The sequence below is a fragment of the Psychromarinibacter sp. S121 genome (genome assembly GCF_049801035.1).
GTDB lineage: Bacteria > Pseudomonadota > Alphaproteobacteria > Rhodobacterales > Rhodobacteraceae > Psychromarinibacter.
Genome location: NZ_JBNAGE010000001.1, coordinates 908,177 through 926,492, shown reverse-complemented (window position 1 = coordinate 926,492; position 18,316 = coordinate 908,177). Strand labels below are relative to the sequence as shown.

At 67.2% G+C, this 18,316-nt stretch carries 17 protein-coding genes; 4 read left to right on the top strand and 13 right to left on the bottom strand.

Annotated elements, in window-relative coordinates; all coding sequences use genetic code 11:
* Window positions 1–97: 97 nt before the first annotated feature.
* The 3 genes from ACP156_RS04535 to ACP156_RS04525 form a co-directional block, all read right to left on the bottom strand.
* Entirely contained in the window at window positions 98–1,681 is a 1,584-nt protein-coding gene (locus tag ACP156_RS04535; protein ID WP_425050110.1) for a pyruvate kinase, read from the bottom strand.
* A gap of 178 nt (window positions 1,682–1,859) precedes the next feature.
* A complete protein-coding gene (locus ACP156_RS04530) occupies window positions 1,860–2,315 on the bottom strand; it encodes an Lrp/AsnC family transcriptional regulator (RefSeq protein ID WP_425050109.1) in 456 nt (151 codons plus the stop codon).
* On the bottom strand, window positions 2,312–2,767 hold the full coding sequence (locus ACP156_RS04525; protein ID WP_425050108.1) for an Lrp/AsnC family transcriptional regulator: 456 nt from the start codon (window positions 2,765–2,767) through the stop codon (window positions 2,312–2,314). Before ACP156_RS04525 ends, ACP156_RS04530 begins: the two co-directional genes overlap by 4 nt.
* Before the next feature lie 132 nt (window positions 2,768–2,899).
* Here ACP156_RS04525 and ilvC point away from each other — a divergent pair, with 132 nt between their 5' ends.
* Complete coding sequence (ilvC, locus tag ACP156_RS04520) at window positions 2,900–3,922, top strand: ketol-acid reductoisomerase (RefSeq protein ID WP_425050107.1); 1,023 nt, start codon at window positions 2,900–2,902, stop codon at window positions 3,920–3,922.
* 224 nt (window positions 3,923–4,146) lie between these two features.
* Window positions 4,147–5,442, top strand: coding sequence for an MFS transporter (locus ACP156_RS04515; protein WP_425050106.1), 1,296 nt, complete (start codon window positions 4,147–4,149; stop codon window positions 5,440–5,442).
* 54 nt (window positions 5,443–5,496) lie between these two features.
* Here the strand turns inward: ACP156_RS04515 and ACP156_RS04510 are convergent, their stop codons facing one another.
* Window positions 5,497–5,691, bottom strand: coding sequence for a hypothetical protein (locus ACP156_RS04510; RefSeq protein WP_425050105.1), 195 nt, complete (start codon window positions 5,689–5,691; stop codon window positions 5,497–5,499).
* A 239-nt stretch (window positions 5,692–5,930) separates the two neighbouring features.
* Here ACP156_RS04510 and ACP156_RS04505 point away from each other — a divergent pair, with 239 nt between their 5' ends.
* A complete protein-coding gene (locus ACP156_RS04505) occupies window positions 5,931–6,401 on the top strand; it encodes a GyrI-like domain-containing protein (RefSeq protein ID WP_425050104.1) in 471 nt (156 codons plus the stop codon).
* On the opposite strand, the gene glmM is transcribed toward ACP156_RS04505, so the two are convergent.
* The 7 genes from glmM to ACP156_RS04470 all read right to left on the bottom strand — a co-directional run bounded on the left by glmM (window position 6,398) and on the right by ACP156_RS04470 (window position 15,876).
* Window positions 6,398–7,747, bottom strand: coding sequence for a phosphoglucosamine mutase (gene glmM / locus ACP156_RS04500; protein WP_425050103.1), 1,350 nt, complete (start codon window positions 7,745–7,747; stop codon window positions 6,398–6,400). The genes ACP156_RS04505 and glmM overlap by 4 nt on opposite strands.
* 4 nt (window positions 7,748–7,751) lie before the next feature.
* Window positions 7,752–8,759 carry a dihydropteroate synthase gene (folP, locus tag ACP156_RS04495; RefSeq protein WP_425050102.1) on the bottom strand — a complete coding sequence of 336 codons (1,008 nt, stop codon included), beginning with the start codon at window positions 8,757–8,759 and terminating at the stop codon, window positions 7,752–7,754.
* A 39-nt stretch (window positions 8,760–8,798) separates the two neighbouring features.
* A complete protein-coding gene (locus ACP156_RS04490) occupies window positions 8,799–9,707 on the bottom strand; it encodes a dihydroneopterin aldolase (protein WP_425050101.1) in 909 nt (302 codons plus the stop codon).
* Window positions 9,708–9,796: 89 nt separating this feature from the next.
* A complete protein-coding gene (locus tag ACP156_RS04485) occupies window positions 9,797–10,471 on the bottom strand; it encodes a cell wall hydrolase (protein ID WP_425050100.1) in 675 nt (224 codons plus the stop codon).
* Between the two features lie 196 nt (window positions 10,472–10,667).
* Entirely contained in the window at window positions 10,668–13,214 is a 2,547-nt protein-coding gene (locus ACP156_RS04480; RefSeq protein WP_425050099.1) for a putative PEP-binding protein, read from the bottom strand.
* A gap of 129 nt (window positions 13,215–13,343) precedes the next feature.
* On the bottom strand, window positions 13,344–15,404 hold the full coding sequence (glyS, locus tag ACP156_RS04475; RefSeq protein WP_425050098.1) for a glycine--tRNA ligase subunit beta: 2,061 nt from the start codon (window positions 15,402–15,404) through the stop codon (window positions 13,344–13,346).
* 1 nt (window position 15,405) lies between these two features.
* Window positions 15,406–15,876, bottom strand: a complete 471-nt coding sequence (locus ACP156_RS04470) for a DUF6446 family protein (protein WP_425050097.1) — start codon at window positions 15,874–15,876, stop codon at window positions 15,406–15,408.
* Between the two features lie 145 nt (window positions 15,877–16,021).
* Here ACP156_RS04470 and ACP156_RS04465 point away from each other — a divergent pair, with 145 nt between their 5' ends.
* A complete protein-coding gene (locus ACP156_RS04465) occupies window positions 16,022–16,855 on the top strand; it encodes a glycosyltransferase (protein WP_425050096.1) in 834 nt (277 codons plus the stop codon).
* 4 nt (window positions 16,856–16,859) lie between these two features.
* Here ACP156_RS04465 and ACP156_RS04460 read toward each other — a convergent pair whose 3' ends face one another.
* Both ACP156_RS04460 and ACP156_RS04455 read right to left on the bottom strand, forming a co-directional pair.
* Window positions 16,860–17,327 carry a hypothetical protein gene (locus tag ACP156_RS04460; RefSeq protein ID WP_425050095.1) on the bottom strand — a complete coding sequence of 156 codons (468 nt, stop codon included), beginning with the start codon at window positions 17,325–17,327 and terminating at the stop codon, window positions 16,860–16,862.
* Window positions 17,317–18,249, bottom strand: coding sequence for a glycine--tRNA ligase subunit alpha (locus tag ACP156_RS04455; RefSeq protein WP_425050094.1), 933 nt, complete (start codon window positions 18,247–18,249; stop codon window positions 17,317–17,319). The genes ACP156_RS04460 and ACP156_RS04455 overlap by 11 nt, the downstream gene beginning before the upstream one ends.
* Between the last annotated feature and the right edge of the window lie 67 nt (window positions 18,250–18,316).

The window sequence follows — 18,316 nt, the reverse complement described above, 5'->3', positions numbered from 1 at the left end:
AACTTTTCCGGCCCTGATGCAGGTAGCTACGCAAGGACACGCGGAAAAGTTTCAAACGCGCATCAATTTTCTGTCAGCCTTCCACGGCGCGCGGCGGCTACAGCCCTTCCGGCCCCTTCCACGCCCGCAGAGGCGCCAGCCGGGGAGACTTCTTCGACTGGTGCCGGTCCATCCGCCGCAGCACCCTGTCCAGAAAGGCCACCGCTTCGGCGGCGAAGGGGCCCTTGTTCAGCATCACCGCCTCGGCGCGCTGGCCCATCGCGGCGTCGGTGGTTTCGGCCCGGCTGGCGAAGCCCTCCTTGGCCAGCCCTTCCAACACCTGCGTGGCCCAGATCACCGGCACCTCGGCGGCCTCGCACAGCCACAGGATCTCTTCCTGGATCTCGCTCATCCGTTCCAGCCCGATCTCGACGGCAAGGTCGCCCCGGGCGATCATCACCGCCACCGGGCCGGACCCGCCCGCCTGAACGATCAGGCGCGGCAGGTTGCGCACGGCAAGGTCGGTCTCGATCTTCAGCACCAGCGCGGGCATCGGCGCGCCGTCCGGAAGACGGTCTGCGATGGCGGCCTGCAGGCCCCGCACGTCACGGGCGGTCTGAACGAAGGAATAGCCGATCATGTCCGCGTGCCCGACGACGAAGTCCAGCGCCGCCCGGTCGGCCTTGGTCAGCGCCGGGATGTCGACTTCGACACCGGGCAGGTTCACACCCTTCTCGGGCGCCAGCCGCTTGCCCTTCAGCGGGGCGTGCAGCACCTCCAGTTCGGCGCGGCGGCCCTCGACCCGCTCGACCCGCGCGCCGATCCTGCCGTCGTCGAACCAGACCATCGCGCCGGGCTTCAGCCGGTCCAGCAGTTCCGGGTGGCTCAGCGTCGCGGCGAACACGGGCTCGGACGGCGCCAGCGCCTCGGTCAGCACCATCCGGTCGCCGCGCATCAACCGCCCGCCCCGGACCGAGGGCGCGATACCGTCGCGCCGCATCGCTTTCAGGGTCTTCTTCTTCTCACGGCCAAGGATCTCCGGCGGCACCGACAGCGCACGGGTCCGCACCTTCGGCCCCGCCAGATCCATCAGCACCGGCACCCGCCGCCCCGCCTCGGCCTCCGCCGCCTTCGCATGGGCGATCATCGCGGCCCAGGCCTCGGGTCCGTCATGGGCGCAGTTGATCCGCACCGCCGCGCCGCCCGCCCGCACCAGCCCGGCCACCAGTCCCGGATCGGTCGCCGCCTCGGAGGGCAGCGTCACAAGGATGCGCGTGGTGTTCTCGGGCGTGCCGACCCCAAGGATCGCGTCGCGCCGCCTGTCGATCAACGCCCGCGCCCGGCGGCGTCCAAGACACACGCCCCCCGCGACCGCCCCCTCGCCCGCCAGCGCCGCCAGCGCCGCGATCACCGCGTCGACCGAGGCCATCACGTTGCTTTCCGACCGGCCCAGCGACGACAGCCCGAGCGCGTTCAGCGCCTCCTGTTCCAGCGTCAGGTCGCGCGCGCGCAGGGCAAGATAGCTCGCAAGGTTCCCGGCGCTGTCGCGGAACCCGTCCCCGGCCAGCGCCGGCGCCCAGCTGTCCAATGTCGCCGCCGCCTCGGCCTGCGTTTCGGCCCGCAGCGCCCTGAGCCGCACCAGCAACGCCGCCGCAAGGTCGCGCGCCGGCGCGCCTTCCGCCATCAATTCGCGAATATCCACCGCAGGTCTCCCGCGCCCATCCGCCCCGAACGCTAGAAAGCGCCCGTGACGGCTTTACGACAACGCGGCACGGGACCGCAGCCCGCCTGCTTCTTCTCTTTCCAACTACCTCGGGGGAGTCGCGCGCAGCGGGACGGGGGCAGAGCCCCCTTCCTCGACCACCCGGCCCCGCGACGCCTCACAGGGGCCCTGACAGCCGCTCCTCGCTCAGCATCACGTTCGCCTCGACCGAGCCCACCCCCGGCAGCGCCATGATGCGCCGCCGCAGAACGCGCTCGAAGTCGGCGAGGTCGCGCGCCACCACGCGCAGGCGATAGTCGTACAGGCCCAGCACGTGCTCGACCCGCTGCACCTCGGGGATCGCGCCGAGGATGCGCTCGAAGTCGTCCAGCGACACCCGGCCCTTGGTGGCCAGCTTCACGCCCAGGAAAACCGTCACCCCGAAACCCAGCTTCTCGGCGTCCAGATCCAGCCGCCGCCCCCGGATCGCGCCGGACTGGTACAGGCGTTGCACCCGCCGCCATGCCGCGGGCTGGCTAAGCCCCACCATCCGGCCAAGCTGCCCCGCCGAACGGGTCGCGTCCTCGGACAGCAACAGCAGCAGGCGGCGGTCGATGTCGTCCAGTTCGATCATACGGGGATCCAGTCCTCGGCCTTCACGGTGGCGACATGCACCAGCGCCTCGATGTCGGCGATATGCGGCAGGGTCAGGATGTGGTCGCGGTAGATCCGCTGATAGTCCTTCATATCCCGCGCGATCACGTACAGCCGCACGTCGACCTTGCCCAGGAAGGTCTGGATCTCGATCACCTCGGGCACCTTGCGGGCGGCGGCGAGCAATTCGTCGAAGGCGTTCTGCTGGGTCTTGTCCAGCGTCACCCGCAGCGAGACCTCGACCGTCCAGCCCATCGCGCGCCAGTCGATCACCGCGCGGGTGCCCCGGATCACGCCGGTATCTTTCAGCTTGTCGAGCCGCCGCTGGGTCTGCGCCACGGACAGTCCGGCGTGTTCGGCAAGGTCGCCCACGCCCCGCGCCGGATCGTCCTGCAACAGGCGCAGCAATCGCCGGTCCGTGTCATCAAGCATGATTTTCTCGCAATATTATCAATTGGCGAATGATTATCACGAAAACAGATCACATTCCATGCCCGACAAGTCTCGCGCCTTTTTTCGCGGCAGTTTAGGAACGGTGTCGAACTCAAACCGGAGGACCCGATCATGCGCGTCTATTACGACCGTGACTGCGACATCAACCTGATCAAGGACAAGAAGGTGGCGATCCTGGGCTATGGCTCTCAGGGCCACGCCCACGCGCTGAACCTGCGCGACTCGGGCGCCAAGAACCTTGTCGTCGCCCTGCGCGAAGGCTCTGCCTCGGCCAAGAAGGCCGAAGCCGAGGGCCTTCAGGTGATGGGCATCGCCGAGGCCGCCGCCTGGTGTGACCTGATCATGTTCACCATGCCCGACGAACTTCAGGCCGAGACCTACAAGAAATACGTCCACGACAACCTGAAGGAAGGCTCTGCCATCGCCTTCGCCCACGGCCTGAACGTGCACTTCGGCCTGATCGAGCCGAAGCCCGGCGTCGACGTCATCATGATGGCGCCGAAGGGCCCGGGCCACACGGTTCGCGGCGAATACACCAAGGGCGGCGGCGTGCCCTGCCTGGTTGCGGTCGACAACGACGCGTCGGGCAAGGCGCTGGAAATCGGCCTGTCCTATTGCTCCGCCATCGGCGGCGGCCGCTCGGGCATCATCGAGACCAACTTCCGCGAGGAATGCGAAACCGACCTGTTCGGCGAGCAGGCCGTTCTGTGCGGCGGCCTCGTCGAGCTGATCCGCATGGGCTTCGAGACCCTCGTGGAAGCCGGCTATGCCCCCGAGATGGCCTATTTCGAGTGTCTGCACGAAGTGAAGCTGATCGTGGACCTGATCTACGAAGGCGGCATCGCGAACATGAACTACTCGATCTCGAACACCGCCGAGTACGGCGAGTACGTGTCCGGCCCCCGCATCCTGCCCTACGACGAGACGAAGGCGCGGATGAAGGCGGTCCTGACCGACATCCAGACCGGCAAGTTCGTGCGTGACTTCATGCAGGAAAACACCGTCGGCCAGCCGTTCTTCAAGGCGACCCGCCGCATCCACGACGAGCACCAGATCGAGGAAACCGGCGAGAAGCTGCGCGGCATGATGCCGTGGATCTCGGCCGGCAAGATGGTCGACAAAGAAAAGAACTGATCCCGCGACACATATCGCGAGAGCTACAGGATCGCCGGCCCCCAGGGGCCGGCGATTTTCGTTCCGGGGGCAAGCCATGCGTCCGGGACAACCCCGCCAACCGGGACCGGAGCGGACCTTTCCATTCCGCCCCACCCGGCGTAGCGCCGGACCCTTGTAACGAAAATTCCCGAACGCCCTGAAATTCGAACGAAACTTCCCCGGATCCCATCATGTCCGATACAATGACTACGGCCGACATGGCCGCCACGCCCCAAACGCCCGCTAAGCCCGTCAACGCGCCGCACAAGGTGCTGCTGGCAAGCCTGATCGGCACGACCATCGAATTCTTCGACTTCTACATCTACGCCACCGCCGCCGTGCTTGTGTTCCCGGCGCTGTTCTTTCCGGGCTCTGACCCGATGACCGCCCTGCTGGCGTCCTTCGCGACCTTCTCGATCGCCTTCTTCGCCCGTCCCTTCGGCGCCGTGGTCTTCGGCCACTTCGGCGACCGGATCGGACGCAAGGCGACGCTGGTCGCGGCCCTTCTGACCATGGGCGTGTCGACCGTCATCATCGGCCTGCTGCCCACCTATGCCCAGATCGGCGTGGCCGCTCCCGCCCTGCTGGCGCTGTGCCGCTTCGGTCAGGGTTTCGGCCTTGGCGGCGAGTGGGGTGGCGCGGTGCTGCTGGCCACAGAGAACGCGCCTCCGGGCAAGCGGTCGTGGTACGGCATGTTCCCGCAACTGGGCGCGCCGGTGGGCCTGTTCCTGTCGTCGGGCTTCTTCTGGATCCTGCTGCACTTCATCAGCGAAGAGGCCCTGCTGACTTGGGGCTGGCGCCTGCCGTTCCTGTCGTCGATCCTGCTGATCGGCCTTGGCCTGTGGGTGCGCCTGTCGATCAGCGAGACGCCCGAGTTCTCGAAGGCCGTCGAAAAGGACGAGCGCGCCGCCGTGCCGGTGGCCGAGGTCTTCCGGGGCCACAAGCGCAGCCTGTTCCTTGGCACCTTCGTGGCGCTGGTGACCTTCGTGCTGTTCTACGTCTGCTCGGCGTGGCTGCTGTCGTACAACGTGAAGGTCATCCAGATCGCGTTCCTCGACGCGCTGCTGATCCAGATCTACGGCTCGGTCATCTTCGCCGCCGCCATCGTGCTGGCGGGAAAGGTCGCGGACCGGACCGGGCGCTATGCCTTCCTGCTCGTCGTCACCGCGCTGATCGCGCTGTTTTCGTTCCTGCTGGCCCCGCTGCTGGGCGGCGGGATCGCAGGGATCTACGGCTTCGTGACGCTGGGGATGTTCCTGATGGGCCTGACCTATGGGGTCATCGGGGCCGCGCTGGCGGCGCCGTTCCCGACGCATGTGCGCTACACCGGGTCGTCGCTGACCTTCAACTTCGCGGGTATCTTCGGCGCGTCGCTGGCGCCCTACGCGGCGACTTACCTGCAGTCGACCTACGGCCTTGCCTATGTCGGCTACTACATGCTGGCCGCCGCTGCGGTCACCATGGCCTGCGTGCTGGCGATGGGCCGCGACAAGGTCTGATCACGTCTTGGCGGCGCCCCGGGGCCACGCCCGGCCCCGGGGCGCCTGCGCGGATCAGGCGTCGCTGCCCTGCCTGAGCCGGAATGCCGCGTCGATCTTCGGCGCCTGGGTGCACCATTCATCGCCCTTCACCTGCCAGACGGCATCGCGAACCTCGGCGCGGACGACGATCCGCTCGTCCGAGATGTCGACGATCTCCTGCGGCAGCAGGCTGAGGAACAGCATGAGGGCTTCGGTGGTGAGACACATGGGAAAGATCCTTTCTGCCCGGTCTTGTCCTCCCACTCTGGTAAGCTGTGCCGCACGGGCATGATTGGCCAGCTTGGACCGGTTCAAAATGCTGCGACGCAGCGAAAACTTCACGCCAGTGGGTTTTGGCGCCGTGCACACGGGCGGGTTGCCCAAAATAGTAGCACGGATTGCCTAACTTTTCCTGTTCAAGCGCTCGTGAGGCCCTATCGTCAGCCGGGCATCACAGGAGGACGGCCATGGAATTCGAACGCGTCATGCTGCCGGAGCAGCCTTATCTCTTTGTCGAGAGAGAGTGCGAGATGTCCGAGATCGGGCAGACCATGGGCTCTGCCTTTGCCGAGTTGTTCGACTTTCTGGCGCGTCACGGCATCCAGCCGCAAAGCGCCCCGATCGCGGTCTATCCGCAGATGCCGTCCGGATCGAGCGTCCGCTTCCACTGCGGCGCCTTCGTCAATCCCGGCGATCTGGGCAAGGCGGACCGGCTTGTCTACGGCGCCACGCTGCCCGACGGACCGGCGATGAAGACGGTGCATGTCGGCCCCTACGCGAACCTGAACCAGACCCATCAGGCGATGTGGGACCGCATCACCGAAGAGGACCTCGACGGCGCCATGCCGATCTGGGAGGTCTATGTGGACGATCCGCAGAAGACCCCGGAAGCCGAAATGCGCACCGAGGTCTACCGCGCCCTGAGCCTGTCCCGTTAAGAGACGCCGGCGGCCTCGACCTCGGCCACGATCCCGTCGACCACCTGGGTCAGCAGGGTCTCGTCCTCGCATTCCGCCATGACGCGGATCAGCGGTTCGGTGCCAGACTTGCGGATCAGCAGGCGGCCGCTGCCGTTCAGGCGCGCCTCGGCGTCACCGATGGCGTTCTTCACGTTGGCCAGCGCCAGCGGTTCGGTGCCGGCGGCATAGCGGACGTTCTTCAGAAGTTGCGGCACCCGCGCGAAGCTGACCGACAGGTCCGACGCACGGCGGTCGCCCTCGACCATGGCCGACAGGAACTGAAGCCCCGCGATCAGGCCGTCGCCGGTGGTCGCGTAATCGGTCATCACGATGTGGCCCGACTGTTCGCCGCCAAGGTTCCAGCCGCCAGCGCGCATCCGCTCTACAACATAGCGGTCGCCGACCGGCGTGCGTTCCAGCGTGATGCCCTGCCCGCCCAGATAGCGTTCCAGCCCCAGGTTCGACATCACCGTGGCGACCAGCGTGTTGCCCTTCAGGCGCTGCGCCTCGGCCCAGCGAGAGGCGAACAGCGCCATGATCTGATCGCCGTCGGCGACCTCGCCGTTCTCGTCAAGGATCATCACCCGGTCCGCGTCGCCGTCCAGGCAGATGCCCACGTCGGCCCCGGTCTCGCGGATGGTGCGCGCGGCGAGGGCCGTGTCGGTCGAGCCGCAGCCCGCGTTGATGTTGGTGCCGTTGGGCGAGGTGCCGATCGAGATGACCTCGGCCCCCAGTTCCCACAGCACTTCGGGCGCGGCGCGGTAGGCGGCGCCGTTGGCGCAGTCCACCACCACCTTCAGCCCGTTCAGGCGGCGGCCCGTCGGGAAGGTCGTCTTGGCGAATTCCATATAGCCACGCCGCCCGTCGTCGATCCGCCGGGCGCGGCCGATGTTCTCGGGGCGGGCATAGTCGATCTCGCCTTCCAGCAGCGCCTCGATCTCGGCCTCGGCCTCGTCCGACAGCTTGTAGCCATCGGGGCCGAACAGCTTGATGCCGTTGTCCTGATGCGGGTTGTGGCTGGCCGAGATCATGATGCCCACGTCGGCGCGCATCGAATGGGTCAGGAACCCCACCGCCGGGGTCGGGACCGGCCCCAGCAGCAGCACGTTCATCCCGGTCGACGTCAGCCCGGCCGTCAACGCGTTCTCGATCATGTAGCCGGACAGCCGGGTGTCCTTACCGATCACCACGCGGTGACCGTTGGTGCCGTCCTTGCGGAAATAGCGACCGGCCGCCGCGCCAAGGCGCAGGGCAAGGTCCGCCGTCATCGGGTAGCTGTTCGCGCGACCGCGAACACCGTCGGTGCCGAATATCTTACGTGTCATGCTCTTACCTCATTCCGTGAACGGCCGAGTGCAGGCTAAGCGCCTGTCTTGTGGCCAGCATATCATGGACCCTCAGGATCTGCACACCCTGCGCGACGCCCGCCATCGCCACCGCGACCGAGCCGGGCGCGCGGTCTTTCGCCTCGGGTGCGTTTCCGATGGTGCCGATGAACCGTTTCCGCGACACGCCCAGCAGCAGAACGCATCCCAGCGCGTGAAACAGCGACAGGTGGCGCAGCAGCGTCAGGTTATGCTCCTGCGTCTTGCCGAAGCCGATGCCGGGGTCGAGGATCACCCGGTCGCGCCGGATGCCCGCCGCCTCTGCCGCCGCGAGACGCGCCTCGAGGTGGTCGTAGACGTCCAGCAGCACATCGTCATAGCGCGGGTCCTGCTGCATCGTCTCGGGGCTTCCCTGCGCGTGCATCAGGCAGATCGGCGCCCCCGTGGCGGCGGCAAGGTCCGCCATCGCCGGATCGTAGGTCATCGCCGACACGTCGTTGAGGATGTCCGCACCGGCCTGCAATGCCGCCTGCCCCACGTCCGCCTTGCGGGTGTCGATCGAGACCGGCACGCCCGCGCGGCCCGCCAATGCCTCGATCACCGGGACGGTGCGCGCGATCTCTTCCGGCGGCGGGACGGTGGCGGAACCGGGGCGCGTGGACTCGCCGCCGATGTCCAGCAGGTCGGCGCCCTCGTCCACCATCGCAAGCGCATGCGCGACCGCGGCGTCCGGGTCGTGGAAATCGCCGCCGTCCGAGAAACTGTCGGGCGAGGTGTTCACGATGCCCATCAGGCGCGGCGCGTCCCACGTCAGGCCAGCTAGCGGCGCACGGGGCGCGGTCAGGCGGCCAAGCACATCCAACGGGATTTCAGAGGCCGGGATCAGCGTGCGGTTCCCGCCGCGCTCGATCCGTTCGGCGCGGTCGAACCAGCACCAGCCGCCGGCCAGCGTCAGCGCGTCCGAGGGGCGCGCGGGGTCGGTCATTGCGATGGGGCGGTAGCAGGTGGTCATGGCAGCGGTGTCTCCGTTTCCATGGCGGGTGCGCAAGGCTCAGCGCGACAGCGCCAGCCGGTGCGCGGGCGGTTCGGCAGAAAGCGGCGCATCGGTTCCCACCGTCACCAGCGCACGGGCGCCGACGAGGCGGGCGAACCACAGGGCAAGCGCCACGCCGTCTTGCGGCTCGGCGGCGGGGCTTTCGACGGCGTCCAGCACGATCTTCGACGGCGCCCAGACGCAGACCTGCCCGTGCCGCATGGCCCAGTCGAGCTCGGTCCGGGTCGCGACGACAACGCAGCGGCGGTCGCGCCCGGCAAGAACCCACGCGTTCTGCTCGATGGCCAGAAGGTCGATCCGGCGCTGCGCCAGCGCCGCACCGGTCACAGGCGCGGCCGCGTCGGGAAGGCCGACGCAGAATATCACCGGGGTCTCGGGAAATTCCTGAATGATCGCAGAGACATCTGCCGAGGCCACGGCGTCGTTCGACAGGTAGATCACCACCGGATGCGGCACATCCTCTAACCCGCCCCCTGTTCCCGCGCCGTCGCGGCGGGTGCGCACGATCTCGACGCCCAGCGCGCCGGGGCCACGGTCCAGCTTCTCGATCCGCACGAAGACGCGCCGCGCCTGCGGTTCCCACAGGATGCGGCCCGCGATATTCTCGGCCAGCGTTTCCAGCAGGTCCAGCCGCTCGGCCGCCAGTTCGGCGGCGATGGCCTCGGTCACCTTGTCGTAGGACAGGATGCGGTCCACGTCGTCCTCGACCGGTGCGTCGTGTGGCGTGAGTTCGACGACAATGTTGAAACACAGGCGCTGGGTCCGGCCCCGTTCCTGCTGGAACGCGCCGATCTCGGCCTCGACCACGTGGTCGCGAAGCGAGATTCGGTCGGGCATCGCGGCATCCGCCGTCGCGACCGAGCGGGCCTCGGGATGCGCAAAAGCCTGTTGGATCTCGGTGGTCATGCAGCCTCCGCCTGATGAGGGCGCCTGACTACAGCCCGCCGCACGGGGATGCGAGGGGAAAAACCGGTCCCGGCAGGGACCGGGCCGTGCTACGGCATGTTGTAGAAGTGGTGGACGCCGATGGTCGCGGTGCGCGGGAAGCGGCTGGCCCAGTAGGGATCGACGGCGACGGTGTGATAGTGCGTCGCGCCGCGTGTCAGCATCCGGTCCACGCCGCCCAGCATCAGCGCGGCGATCTTGCCGGCGCGTTCGAACGACAGGGGTTCGTTCACCGTCTCGGGCGCGCCGTCGCAGGTATAGGTGAACTGGCACTGGAAGCGGCGCCCGGTGCCCTGCTTGATGACGCCGCAGACGCTGTCGGGAAACTCGGCCCGGTCGACGCGGTTCAGGATCACCTCGGCCACCGCGAACTGGCCGCGCACGCTTTCGCCACGGGCCTCGAAATACAGCGCCTCGGTCAGGCAGCGCCACGCGTTGCCGCCCTCGGGCTTGGGCAGGGAATCGAGGAAGGCGGTCGAGAACTCGATACCGTTGGGGGCGTCGCGGCCGTCTTCGCGCGGCGGCAGGTTCGCCAGCCGTTCGAGCCGGACAGCGCCGATCCGGCCCAACGCCGTCTTTTCGCGGGACAGAAGATCGGTCAGCCGGCTGTTCAGAACGACCCCGGGGTCGTTCGACTCGCTCAGCACTTCGTCGGCGATTGCCGCGCCGGATGTCGAGATGGCAGCAAGCAAAAATGCCGCCCGAACCAGACGCCAGATACCCATAAGACTTTTCCCCAGCTGTACCCGTAACGGGCACAATCCAACCTGAGCCGAGGGATAGTCTAAAAAACAATGGTGAGTCGAGTCTTGCCGACGCGGCTGATTGACCTACCACGCCAAAAGCAAGCGCAAAGATTTCACGTTATTGTTTTTTGCGAACCGTGCGGGTTATTGAATTTCAGTAGGTTAGCGGAATCCGCTAGGCCTTGGGGTGCAGCAGCGCCAGATGCGCCGCTGCCAGCCTTACGACAGGCACACGGAACGGCGAACAGGACACATAATCGAATCCCACGTCCCGGCAGAACGCGATTGATTCGGCGTTGCCCGCGTGTTCGCCGCAGATCGACAGCACGATATTCGGGTCCGTCGCGCGGGCCCTCTGGGCCCCGAGTTGCAAGAGTTCACCTACCCCGTCGGTGTCGAGCATGTGGAACGGATCCTCGCGGAACACGCCCTGATTGACATAGTCCGACATGAACCGCCCCGCGTCGTCGCGCGACAGGCCGTAGGTCATCTGCGTAAGGTCGTTGGTGCCGAAGGACATGAACGCCGCGTGCTGGGCGATCTCGTCGGCGCGCAGGCAGGCGCGCGGCGTCTCGCCCATCACGCCAAGGCGATAGTCGAACCCCTTGCCCTGCTCGTTCCGGACGGCGGCGGCGACGGCATCGATGCGGGTCTTGACCAGCTCGACCTCGCGGTTCGCGGACACCAGCGGGATCATGATCTCGGGCACGATCGGGTCGCCGTTGCGGCTGGCCTCGATGGTGGCCTCGAAAATGGCGCGGGCCTGCATCTCGTAGATCTCGGGCATCGCGATGCCCAGCCGCACGCCACGCATCCCCAGCATCGGGTTGAACTCTGTCAGTTGCTCCACCCGCCGGGTGATCTCGGCAATCGGAAGGTCCAGCGACTCTGCCAGCCCCCGCATCGAGCTGCGGTCGGTGGGCAGGAATTCGTGCAGCGGCGGGTCGAACAGGCGGATGCAGACCGGCAGGCCGTGCATGATTTCGAACAGTTCGACGAAGTCGGCGCGCTGCATCGGCAAAAGCTGCACCAGCGCCGCCTCGCGGTCCTTGGCGGACTTGGCGAAGATCATCTCGCGCATCACCGTCAGGCGGTCCTGCTCGAAGAACATGTGCTCGGTCCGGCACAGGCCGATCCCCTGCGCCGCGAAACTGCGGGCCAGCCGCGCGTCGGACGGCGTGTCGGCGTTGGCGCGGATGCCGATGTCGCGCACCTCGTCGGCCCAGCTAAGCAACGAACGGAAGCTGTCGTCCAACGCCGGCTCCAGCATCGGCACGGCGCCGGCCAGCACTTCGCCCGTGCCGCCGTCGATGGTGATCTCATCCCCTTCCGAGAACACCTTGCCCTCGGCGTTGGTCAGCGTCTTCGAGCGGTGGCTGATCGTCACCGAGGACGCGCCCACCACGCAGGGCAGACCCAGACCGCGGGCGATCACCGCGGCGTGGCTGGTCATGCCGCCGCGCTCTGTCAGGATGCCGTGGGCGGCGTGCATGCCGCGGATGTCCTCGGGCGCGGTCTCGCGCCGGACAAGGATGCAGGGCTCGTCCCGCGCCGCCGAGGCCTGCGCGGCGCTGGAGCTGAACACGATCTTGCCGCGCGCCGCGCCGGGGCTGGCCCCGATGCCACGGGCGGCCAGCACGCGCTTGGCGGTGGGGTCGATCTGCGGGTGCAGCACTTCGGTCAGCGCGCGGGGCGCGATCCGCAGCAGCGCATCGGACTGCGGGATGATGCCGTCATCGGCCAGCGCCACCGCGATCCGCACGGCGGCGCGACTGGACCGCTGAACGCGCAGGGCGTCGAGGATACGCAGCTTGCCGTCCTCGATGGTGAATTCCAGCTGCATCTCTTCGCGCAGCTTCTCGCGGCACAGCGCGCCATAGGTGCAAAGATCCTGAAACACCTCGGGCGCGATCTCTTCCAGCGAGGGGCCGCGGTCGTCACGGGTAAGATAGACCTGCCCCTTGCCGGGCTTCAGCGCGTCGCGGCTTTGGCTTTGACAGCGATAGCGGCCGGTGATCTGCGGCTCGCCGGTGGCGGGGTCGACGAACTGGATCACCCCTGCCCCGGACTCGCCTGGCCCGACGCCCAGCGCCATGCGCTGCACCACAAGCCCCAGCCCCGCGTCGGCGGGCGCGCCCTTGGCCTGACGCAACAGCCGCGCCGTGGTGCCGCCCCATGCCCGCGCCATCGAGCGCAGCACCTCGCCCAGTTGCGTCGCCGGGTCCTGCGGGAAGGGATCGTCGGTCTCGTCCTGATAGTTGTCGAGCGCGCGTTCCAGCGCCTTGCGGTTCACCTTCTCGGGCGGCTCGAACATATCCGGGTCCAACCGCGCGACGTGGACCGAGTAGGCTTGCACGAAGCGCAGGTACAGCGCCGTCGCCGCCGGTTCGCCCAGCGCCTCGGACAGTATCGCGTGGCGGTCCCAGTTCATGCCGATGTTCAGGATCGCGCCGGGGCCGCCCCAGTCGGGATCCTCGCTGGAGGGCCGCACGGACAACAGCGGGTCGGGGCCGAACTCGGACAGGATCGAGGTCATCGAGGGCAGATGCCCAGTGGCGATGCGCGTCACCGTCTCGAAGCTAAGCGCGACCGTCGTCGGAACCGGAAGGTTCAGACGGATCAGGCGTTGCAGGCATTTCGCCCGGCCACCGTGGGTGTGCACGCTGATCGGCGCGGTCGCGGTGATGTGGACGAAAGGCTTGAGGGTGACGATCTTCTGCACTGCGGTATCTCCGCTAGGTCGCGGCATGATAGCGTCCGCGCCCTTTCGAGCAACATTAAAGCATATAATCGCGGCGGACGCGTGGCATGTCGCCACCCCGGCCTTGGCGGGCCGGGGAAGACGTTCGTGTCAGCCGTCCAGCCGGGTCAGGTCCGCGACGCCAAGACAGGTCTGGCGGATGCGGCTGAGCAGGTTCAGGCGGTTGCGGCGCACGACCTCGTTGTCGGTGTTGACCTGCACCGCCTCGAAGAAAGCGTCGATCGGCGCGCGCAGCTGGGCCATCGCGGCCATCGCGGTCTCGAAATCCTCGGCCTGCATCGCGGGCTTGATCCGCGTGTCGGCATCGTCCAGCGCCGCGAACAAAGCCTTCTCGGCCGGGTCGTCGGCGAATTTCACGTCCGCGCCGAAGCTGTACTCGACCCCGTCCTTTTCCTCGGCCTGCGTGAGGATGTTGTTGGCCCGCTTGAAGCCCGCGACAAGGTTCGCCCCGTCGTCGGTCTTCAGGAACCCCGCCAGCGCGGTGGCGCGGTTGACCAGCAGCGCGAGGTCGTCGTTGCCGTCCATCGACAGGCAGGCGTCGATGACGTCGTGTGGGATACCCTCGTCACGCAGGTAAACCTTCAGGCGGTCGTGGAAGAAGGACAGGAGGTCGCCCGCATCCGCACCCGGATAGCCCTTGGCGAACACCTCGGTCAGGTTCAGGCGCAACTGGTTCGTCAACACCAGCCGGATCACGCCCAGCGCGGCGCGGCGGAGGGCGTAGGGGTCCTTCGACCCGGTGGGCTTTTCGTCGATCGCCCAGAAGCCGGTCAGCGTGTCGATCTTGTCGGCCAGCGCCACGGCGATGGACACTGGGCCCGTGGGCACCTCGTCCGAGGGGCCGAGCGGCTTGTAGTGCATCTCGCACGCCTCGGCGACGGGTTCGGGCAGCCCCGCGTGGGCGGCATAGTAGCGCCCCATGATGCCCTGAAGCTCGGGGAACTCGTAGACCATCTCGGACACGAGGTCGGCCTTGCAGATGCGCGCGGCCTCGTCCGCGAGGTCCGGCGAGGCGCCGACCATCGGCGCGATCTCGGACGCGAGCGCCGCGACGCGGGCCACCTTGTCGCCCACGGTGCCCAGCTTGGCGTGGAAGGTGACCGAAGACAGCCCCTCGGCCAGCCCGGTCATGCCCTGGCGTTCGACCGTGCGCAGGTCGTTTTCCCAGAAGAACTTGGCGTCCGACAGGCGGGCGGCCAGAACCTTCTGGTTGCCCGCAAGGATCGTCGCGCCCTCGTCGGCGGTCTCGATATTGGCCACGGTGACGAATTTCTCGATCCGGCCCGTCTTGGGATTGCGGACCGAGAAGAATTTCTGGTGCTCTTTCATCGAGGTTTGCAGAACCTCGGGCGGCAGGCCAAGGAAGGCCTCGCCGATGTCGCCCATCAGCACGACCGGCCATTCGACCAGCCCCGCGACCTCGGCCAGCAGGCCCTTGTCCTCGACGACTTCCAGCCCCAGCGCGAAGGCCGCGTTGTGGGCGTCGGTCCAGATGTGGTCGGCGCGCTCCTCGGCACGCAGGATCACCTTGGCGCGCTTTAGCTTTACCTCGTAATCCTCGAAAGAAGTTACGGAAAAGCGTTCCGGCCCCATGAATCGGTGACCGGCGGTGGTGTCGCCCGCCTTGATGCCGTCGACCTCCATCGGCACCACGCTTGCGCCGGACTCGTCGGTCATCAGGCACAGGATCGAATGCAGCGGACGTACCCAGCGCAGGCTGCCCGCGCCCCAGCGCATCGACTTGGGCCACGGGAAGTTGCGGATCGCGTTTTCCAGCACCTCGGCCACGATCTCGGCCGCGGGACGGCCGGGGCGTTCGATCACGGCGAAATAGACCTGCCCCTTTTTGTCGTCGCGCGCCTCAAGCTGGTCCTTGGTCAGCCCGGTCGAGCGCAGGAAGCCTTCCAGCGCCTTCTCGGGCGCGTCGGTGCGCGGGCCCTTGCGTTCCTCGCGCGTGGTGGGGCTTTCGGCCAGCAGACCCTCGAGCGTCAGCACCAGCCGACGCGGGGTCGAGAACGCGCCCGCATGGGCATAGGTCAGACCGGCCTCGACCAGCCCGTCGGTGACGAGGCGCTTGAGATCGTCCGCCGCGCGGGTCTGCATGCGGGCGGGGATTTCCTCCGAGAAGAGCTCTATCAGAAGGTCGGGCATGTCAGTCCTGGTATGTCTCGTTCAGCTGGTGCCAGGCGAAGGCGCGCCCGTCATCGAAGACGGCGACCACGCGGTCAACCCCGTCGTGTATGTTCTTCTCGCCCAGAAAGGCGATGGCGTCCCCGGCAATCAGCGCCTCGCCCACCTCGGCCGCGTCGAAGCAGTCGAACCAATCGGGCGCGTTCAGCGGGTCGGCGGCGTCGTAGACCACGAACTGTTCGGTCAACCCGGCGATCGAGCGCCCGGTCTCGAAACAGGCGCGGAACCGGATCGGAGAGCTGTCGCTGTCGATCGCCTGCAGCGCGTCGGTCAGGATCGGTTGCGGTTCCTGGCTGACGATGCCGGTCAGGCGGATGTCGACCGCTGCCGGGTCAAGCTGCACGTAAAAGGCATAGACCTGCAGGTAATAGATCGAGATGCCGGTGATGAGAGCCGCCAGCACGATCACGCCTCCTACCAGTTTTCCGTTCATGAATAGGCCTCCGGACGGGGTTGTCGGGTAGAACGAAAGGCCGTGGGGTGCAAGGGACTTCGGCAACAAACGCGGGCGTCCTGCCGGTTCCCGGCCCCTTCCATTCCCGATTGTCGCCCGCCCGCAAACGTGCCATTTCCCGCCCATGCGGACCGAGATCATCATCTCTACCTACAACGCGCCAAGGTTTCTGCACCTGACGCTGACGGGCATCTTCGGGCAGGATGTGCGGCCCGACAGCATCGCCATCGCGGACGACGGGTCCGGCCCCGAGACGGCGCAGGTGATCGAGGCGTTCCGCACGGCGCATCCCGAGCTTCCGGTGCGCCACGTCTGGCACGCGGACGACGGGTTCCGGAAGAACGTGATCCTGAACCGCGCGACCGAAAGTTCGGACGCCGATCACCTGATCTACACCGATGGCGACTGCCTGCTGGCCCCGGGCTTCGTGGCGCGGCACCGCGACCGCGTGCGGCCCGACCGGTTCTGCGGCGGCAGCCTGATCCGGCTGACCGACGCGGCGACGAAAGAGGTGACCGAGGGCGACGTGGCCACCGGCCGGGTGTTCCGGCAGGACTGGCTAAAGGCGCGCGGCACCTTTGACCGCACGACCACGTGGCTGAAAACAATGCCGTTTCCCCTGCCCGTTCAGTCGGCGCTGGACGCTGTGTATCCGATCCGGATCACGTGGATGGGCTCGAACGCCTCGGCCTTCCGCAGCGCGATCCTGTCGGTGAACGGCTTCGACGAGACGATGGCCTATGGCGGCGGCGACAAGGAATTCGGCATCCGCCTGTCGAACAGCGGCGTGAAAGGACGCCGGCTGCGGTTCACCGCGCCCGCCGTGCATCTGGATCACCCGCGCGGCTATCGCGACGCCGAGGCGATCCGGCGGCAGCGCGAGATGATCGGCAACGCCCGCAGCAGCGGCAAGACGTGGACCGAGCACGGCATTTTCCCCGGCCCGAAACCCGCCTGAGCGGTCAGCTTTCGCGCGGCGTGTCCACCGCCACGACGTAGCGCAGCGCCTCGGCGAACTGAAAGCGGTCGCCCTGCTCGTCGGTCTGCGCCGGTCCGCCGAACGCCTTCCAGCCCTTGTCGAACACAAGCTGGATCTTCAGCGCGTGGCCCATCACCCGGTCGATGAACCCGCCCGAAACCGGCAGGAACAGCACCACCCATTCGGCGCGGTCTTCTTCGAGGTAAAGCTTGGCGAAAGGCCCAAGCCCCGCGTGCCGGCCGGGCAGCGTCGAACGGTCGAACAGAACGACATGGGTCGTCAGCCCCGACAGCCTGTCGTCGCCCCCGGCGAAGAACCCCTCGGACACGCCGGTGCAGCGGGCGGCGAAGATCGCCGTGTCGGTGCCTTGCAGGTTCGGCTGGCCGGGAAACCCGACGCCGTATTGCGGCGCCGAGCGGGTCAGGTACTCGATACTGTCCTCACGCAGCATCGTCGGCCACGTATCCGCCGGCGGTCGTCTGCACGAAGGCGTCGGCGCATTGCTTGGCCAGCGCGCGCACGCGGCCGATGTAGGCCTGCCGCTCGGTGACCGAGATCACGCCACGCGCGTCCAGCAGGTTGAACAGGTGCGAGGCCTTGATGCAGAAGTCATAGGCCGGGTGCACCATGATGATGCGCTTGCCGGTCTTCGGGTCCTCGGCGGGCTCGTTCAGGATGCGGGCGCATTCGGCCTCGGCCTCTTCGAACTGTTTCAGCAGGATGTCGGTGTTCGCCGCGTCGAAGTTGAAGCGCGAATACTCTTCCTCGGTCTGCTTGAACACGTCGCCGTAGGTCAGCGCGATGGGCGTCTGCGGGTCGTTGAACGGCATTTCCATCACGTGATCGATGCCAAGAACGTACATCGCCAGACGCTCCAGCCCATAGGTCAGTTCGCCCGAAACGGGGTGGCAGTCGTGGCCCCCGACCTGCTGGAAATAGGTGAACTGCGACACTTCCATGCCGTCGCACCAGACTTCCCAGCCAAGCCCCCACGCACCCAGCGTCGGGCTTTCCCAGTCGTCCTCGACGAAGCGGATGTCGTGCAGCGCCATGTCGATGCCGATCGCTTCCAGCGAGCCGAGATACAGCGCCTGCAGATCGGGCGGCGACGGTTTGATGATCACCTGATACTGGTAGTAGTGCTGCAGCCGGTTCGGGTTCTCGCCATAGCGCCCGTCGGTCGGACGGCGCGAGGGCTGGACATAGGCCGCCGCCCACGGACGGGTGCCGAGGCTGCGCAGCGTGGTGGCCGGGTGGAAGGTGCCCGCGCCCACTTCCATGTCGTAGGGCTGCAGCACGGCGCAGCCGGCCTTGGCCCAGTAGCTCTGGAGCCGCAGGATGATCTCCTGGAAACTCTTCGGCGCGTCGCCCATCGGTCCGTCCTGACATGTTCGTGAAAAATCGCGTTCTCAATAGGCAACAGCATGGACAGGGTCAATC

What these genes read in the sequence shown, in the direction of transcription:
- ACP156_RS04530 (WP_425050109.1), bottom strand. Translation starts at nt 2,315, where the DNA reads ATGATCGAACTGGACGACATCGACCGCCGCCTGCTGCTGTTGCTGTCC.
- ACP156_RS04525 (WP_425050108.1), bottom strand. Translation starts at nt 2,767, where the DNA reads ATGCTTGATGACACGGACCGGCGATTGCTGCGCCTGTTGCAGGACGAT.
- ilvC (WP_425050107.1), top strand. Translation starts at nt 2,900, where the DNA reads ATGCGCGTCTATTACGACCGTGACTGCGACATCAACCTGATCAAGGAC.
- ACP156_RS04515 (WP_425050106.1), top strand. Translation starts at nt 4,147, where the DNA reads ATGACTACGGCCGACATGGCCGCCACGCCCCAAACGCCCGCTAAGCCC.
- ACP156_RS04510 (WP_425050105.1), bottom strand. Translation starts at nt 5,691, where the DNA reads ATGTGTCTCACCACCGAAGCCCTCATGCTGTTCCTCAGCCTGCTGCCG.
- ACP156_RS04505 (WP_425050104.1), top strand. Translation starts at nt 5,931, where the DNA reads ATGGAATTCGAACGCGTCATGCTGCCGGAGCAGCCTTATCTCTTTGTC.
- glmM (WP_425050103.1), bottom strand. Translation starts at nt 7,747, where the DNA reads ATGACACGTAAGATATTCGGCACCGACGGTGTTCGCGGTCGCGCGAAC.
- folP (WP_425050102.1), bottom strand. Translation starts at nt 8,759, where the DNA reads ATGACCACCTGCTACCGCCCCATCGCAATGACCGACCCCGCGCGCCCC.
- ACP156_RS04490 (WP_425050101.1), bottom strand. Translation starts at nt 9,707, where the DNA reads ATGACCACCGAGATCCAACAGGCTTTTGCGCATCCCGAGGCCCGCTCG.
- ACP156_RS04485 (WP_425050100.1), bottom strand. Translation starts at nt 10,471, where the DNA reads ATGGGTATCTGGCGTCTGGTTCGGGCGGCATTTTTGCTTGCTGCCATC.
- glyS (WP_425050098.1), bottom strand. Translation starts at nt 15,404, where the DNA reads ATGCCCGACCTTCTGATAGAGCTCTTCTCGGAGGAAATCCCCGCCCGC.
- ACP156_RS04470 (WP_425050097.1), bottom strand. Translation starts at nt 15,876, where the DNA reads ATGAACGGAAAACTGGTAGGAGGCGTGATCGTGCTGGCGGCTCTCATC.
- ACP156_RS04465 (WP_425050096.1), top strand. Translation starts at nt 16,022, where the DNA reads ATGCGGACCGAGATCATCATCTCTACCTACAACGCGCCAAGGTTTCTG.
- ACP156_RS04460 (WP_425050095.1), bottom strand. Translation starts at nt 17,327, where the DNA reads ATGCTGCGTGAGGACAGTATCGAGTACCTGACCCGCTCGGCGCCGCAA.
- ACP156_RS04455 (WP_425050094.1), bottom strand. Translation starts at nt 18,249, where the DNA reads ATGGGCGACGCGCCGAAGAGTTTCCAGGAGATCATCCTGCGGCTCCAG.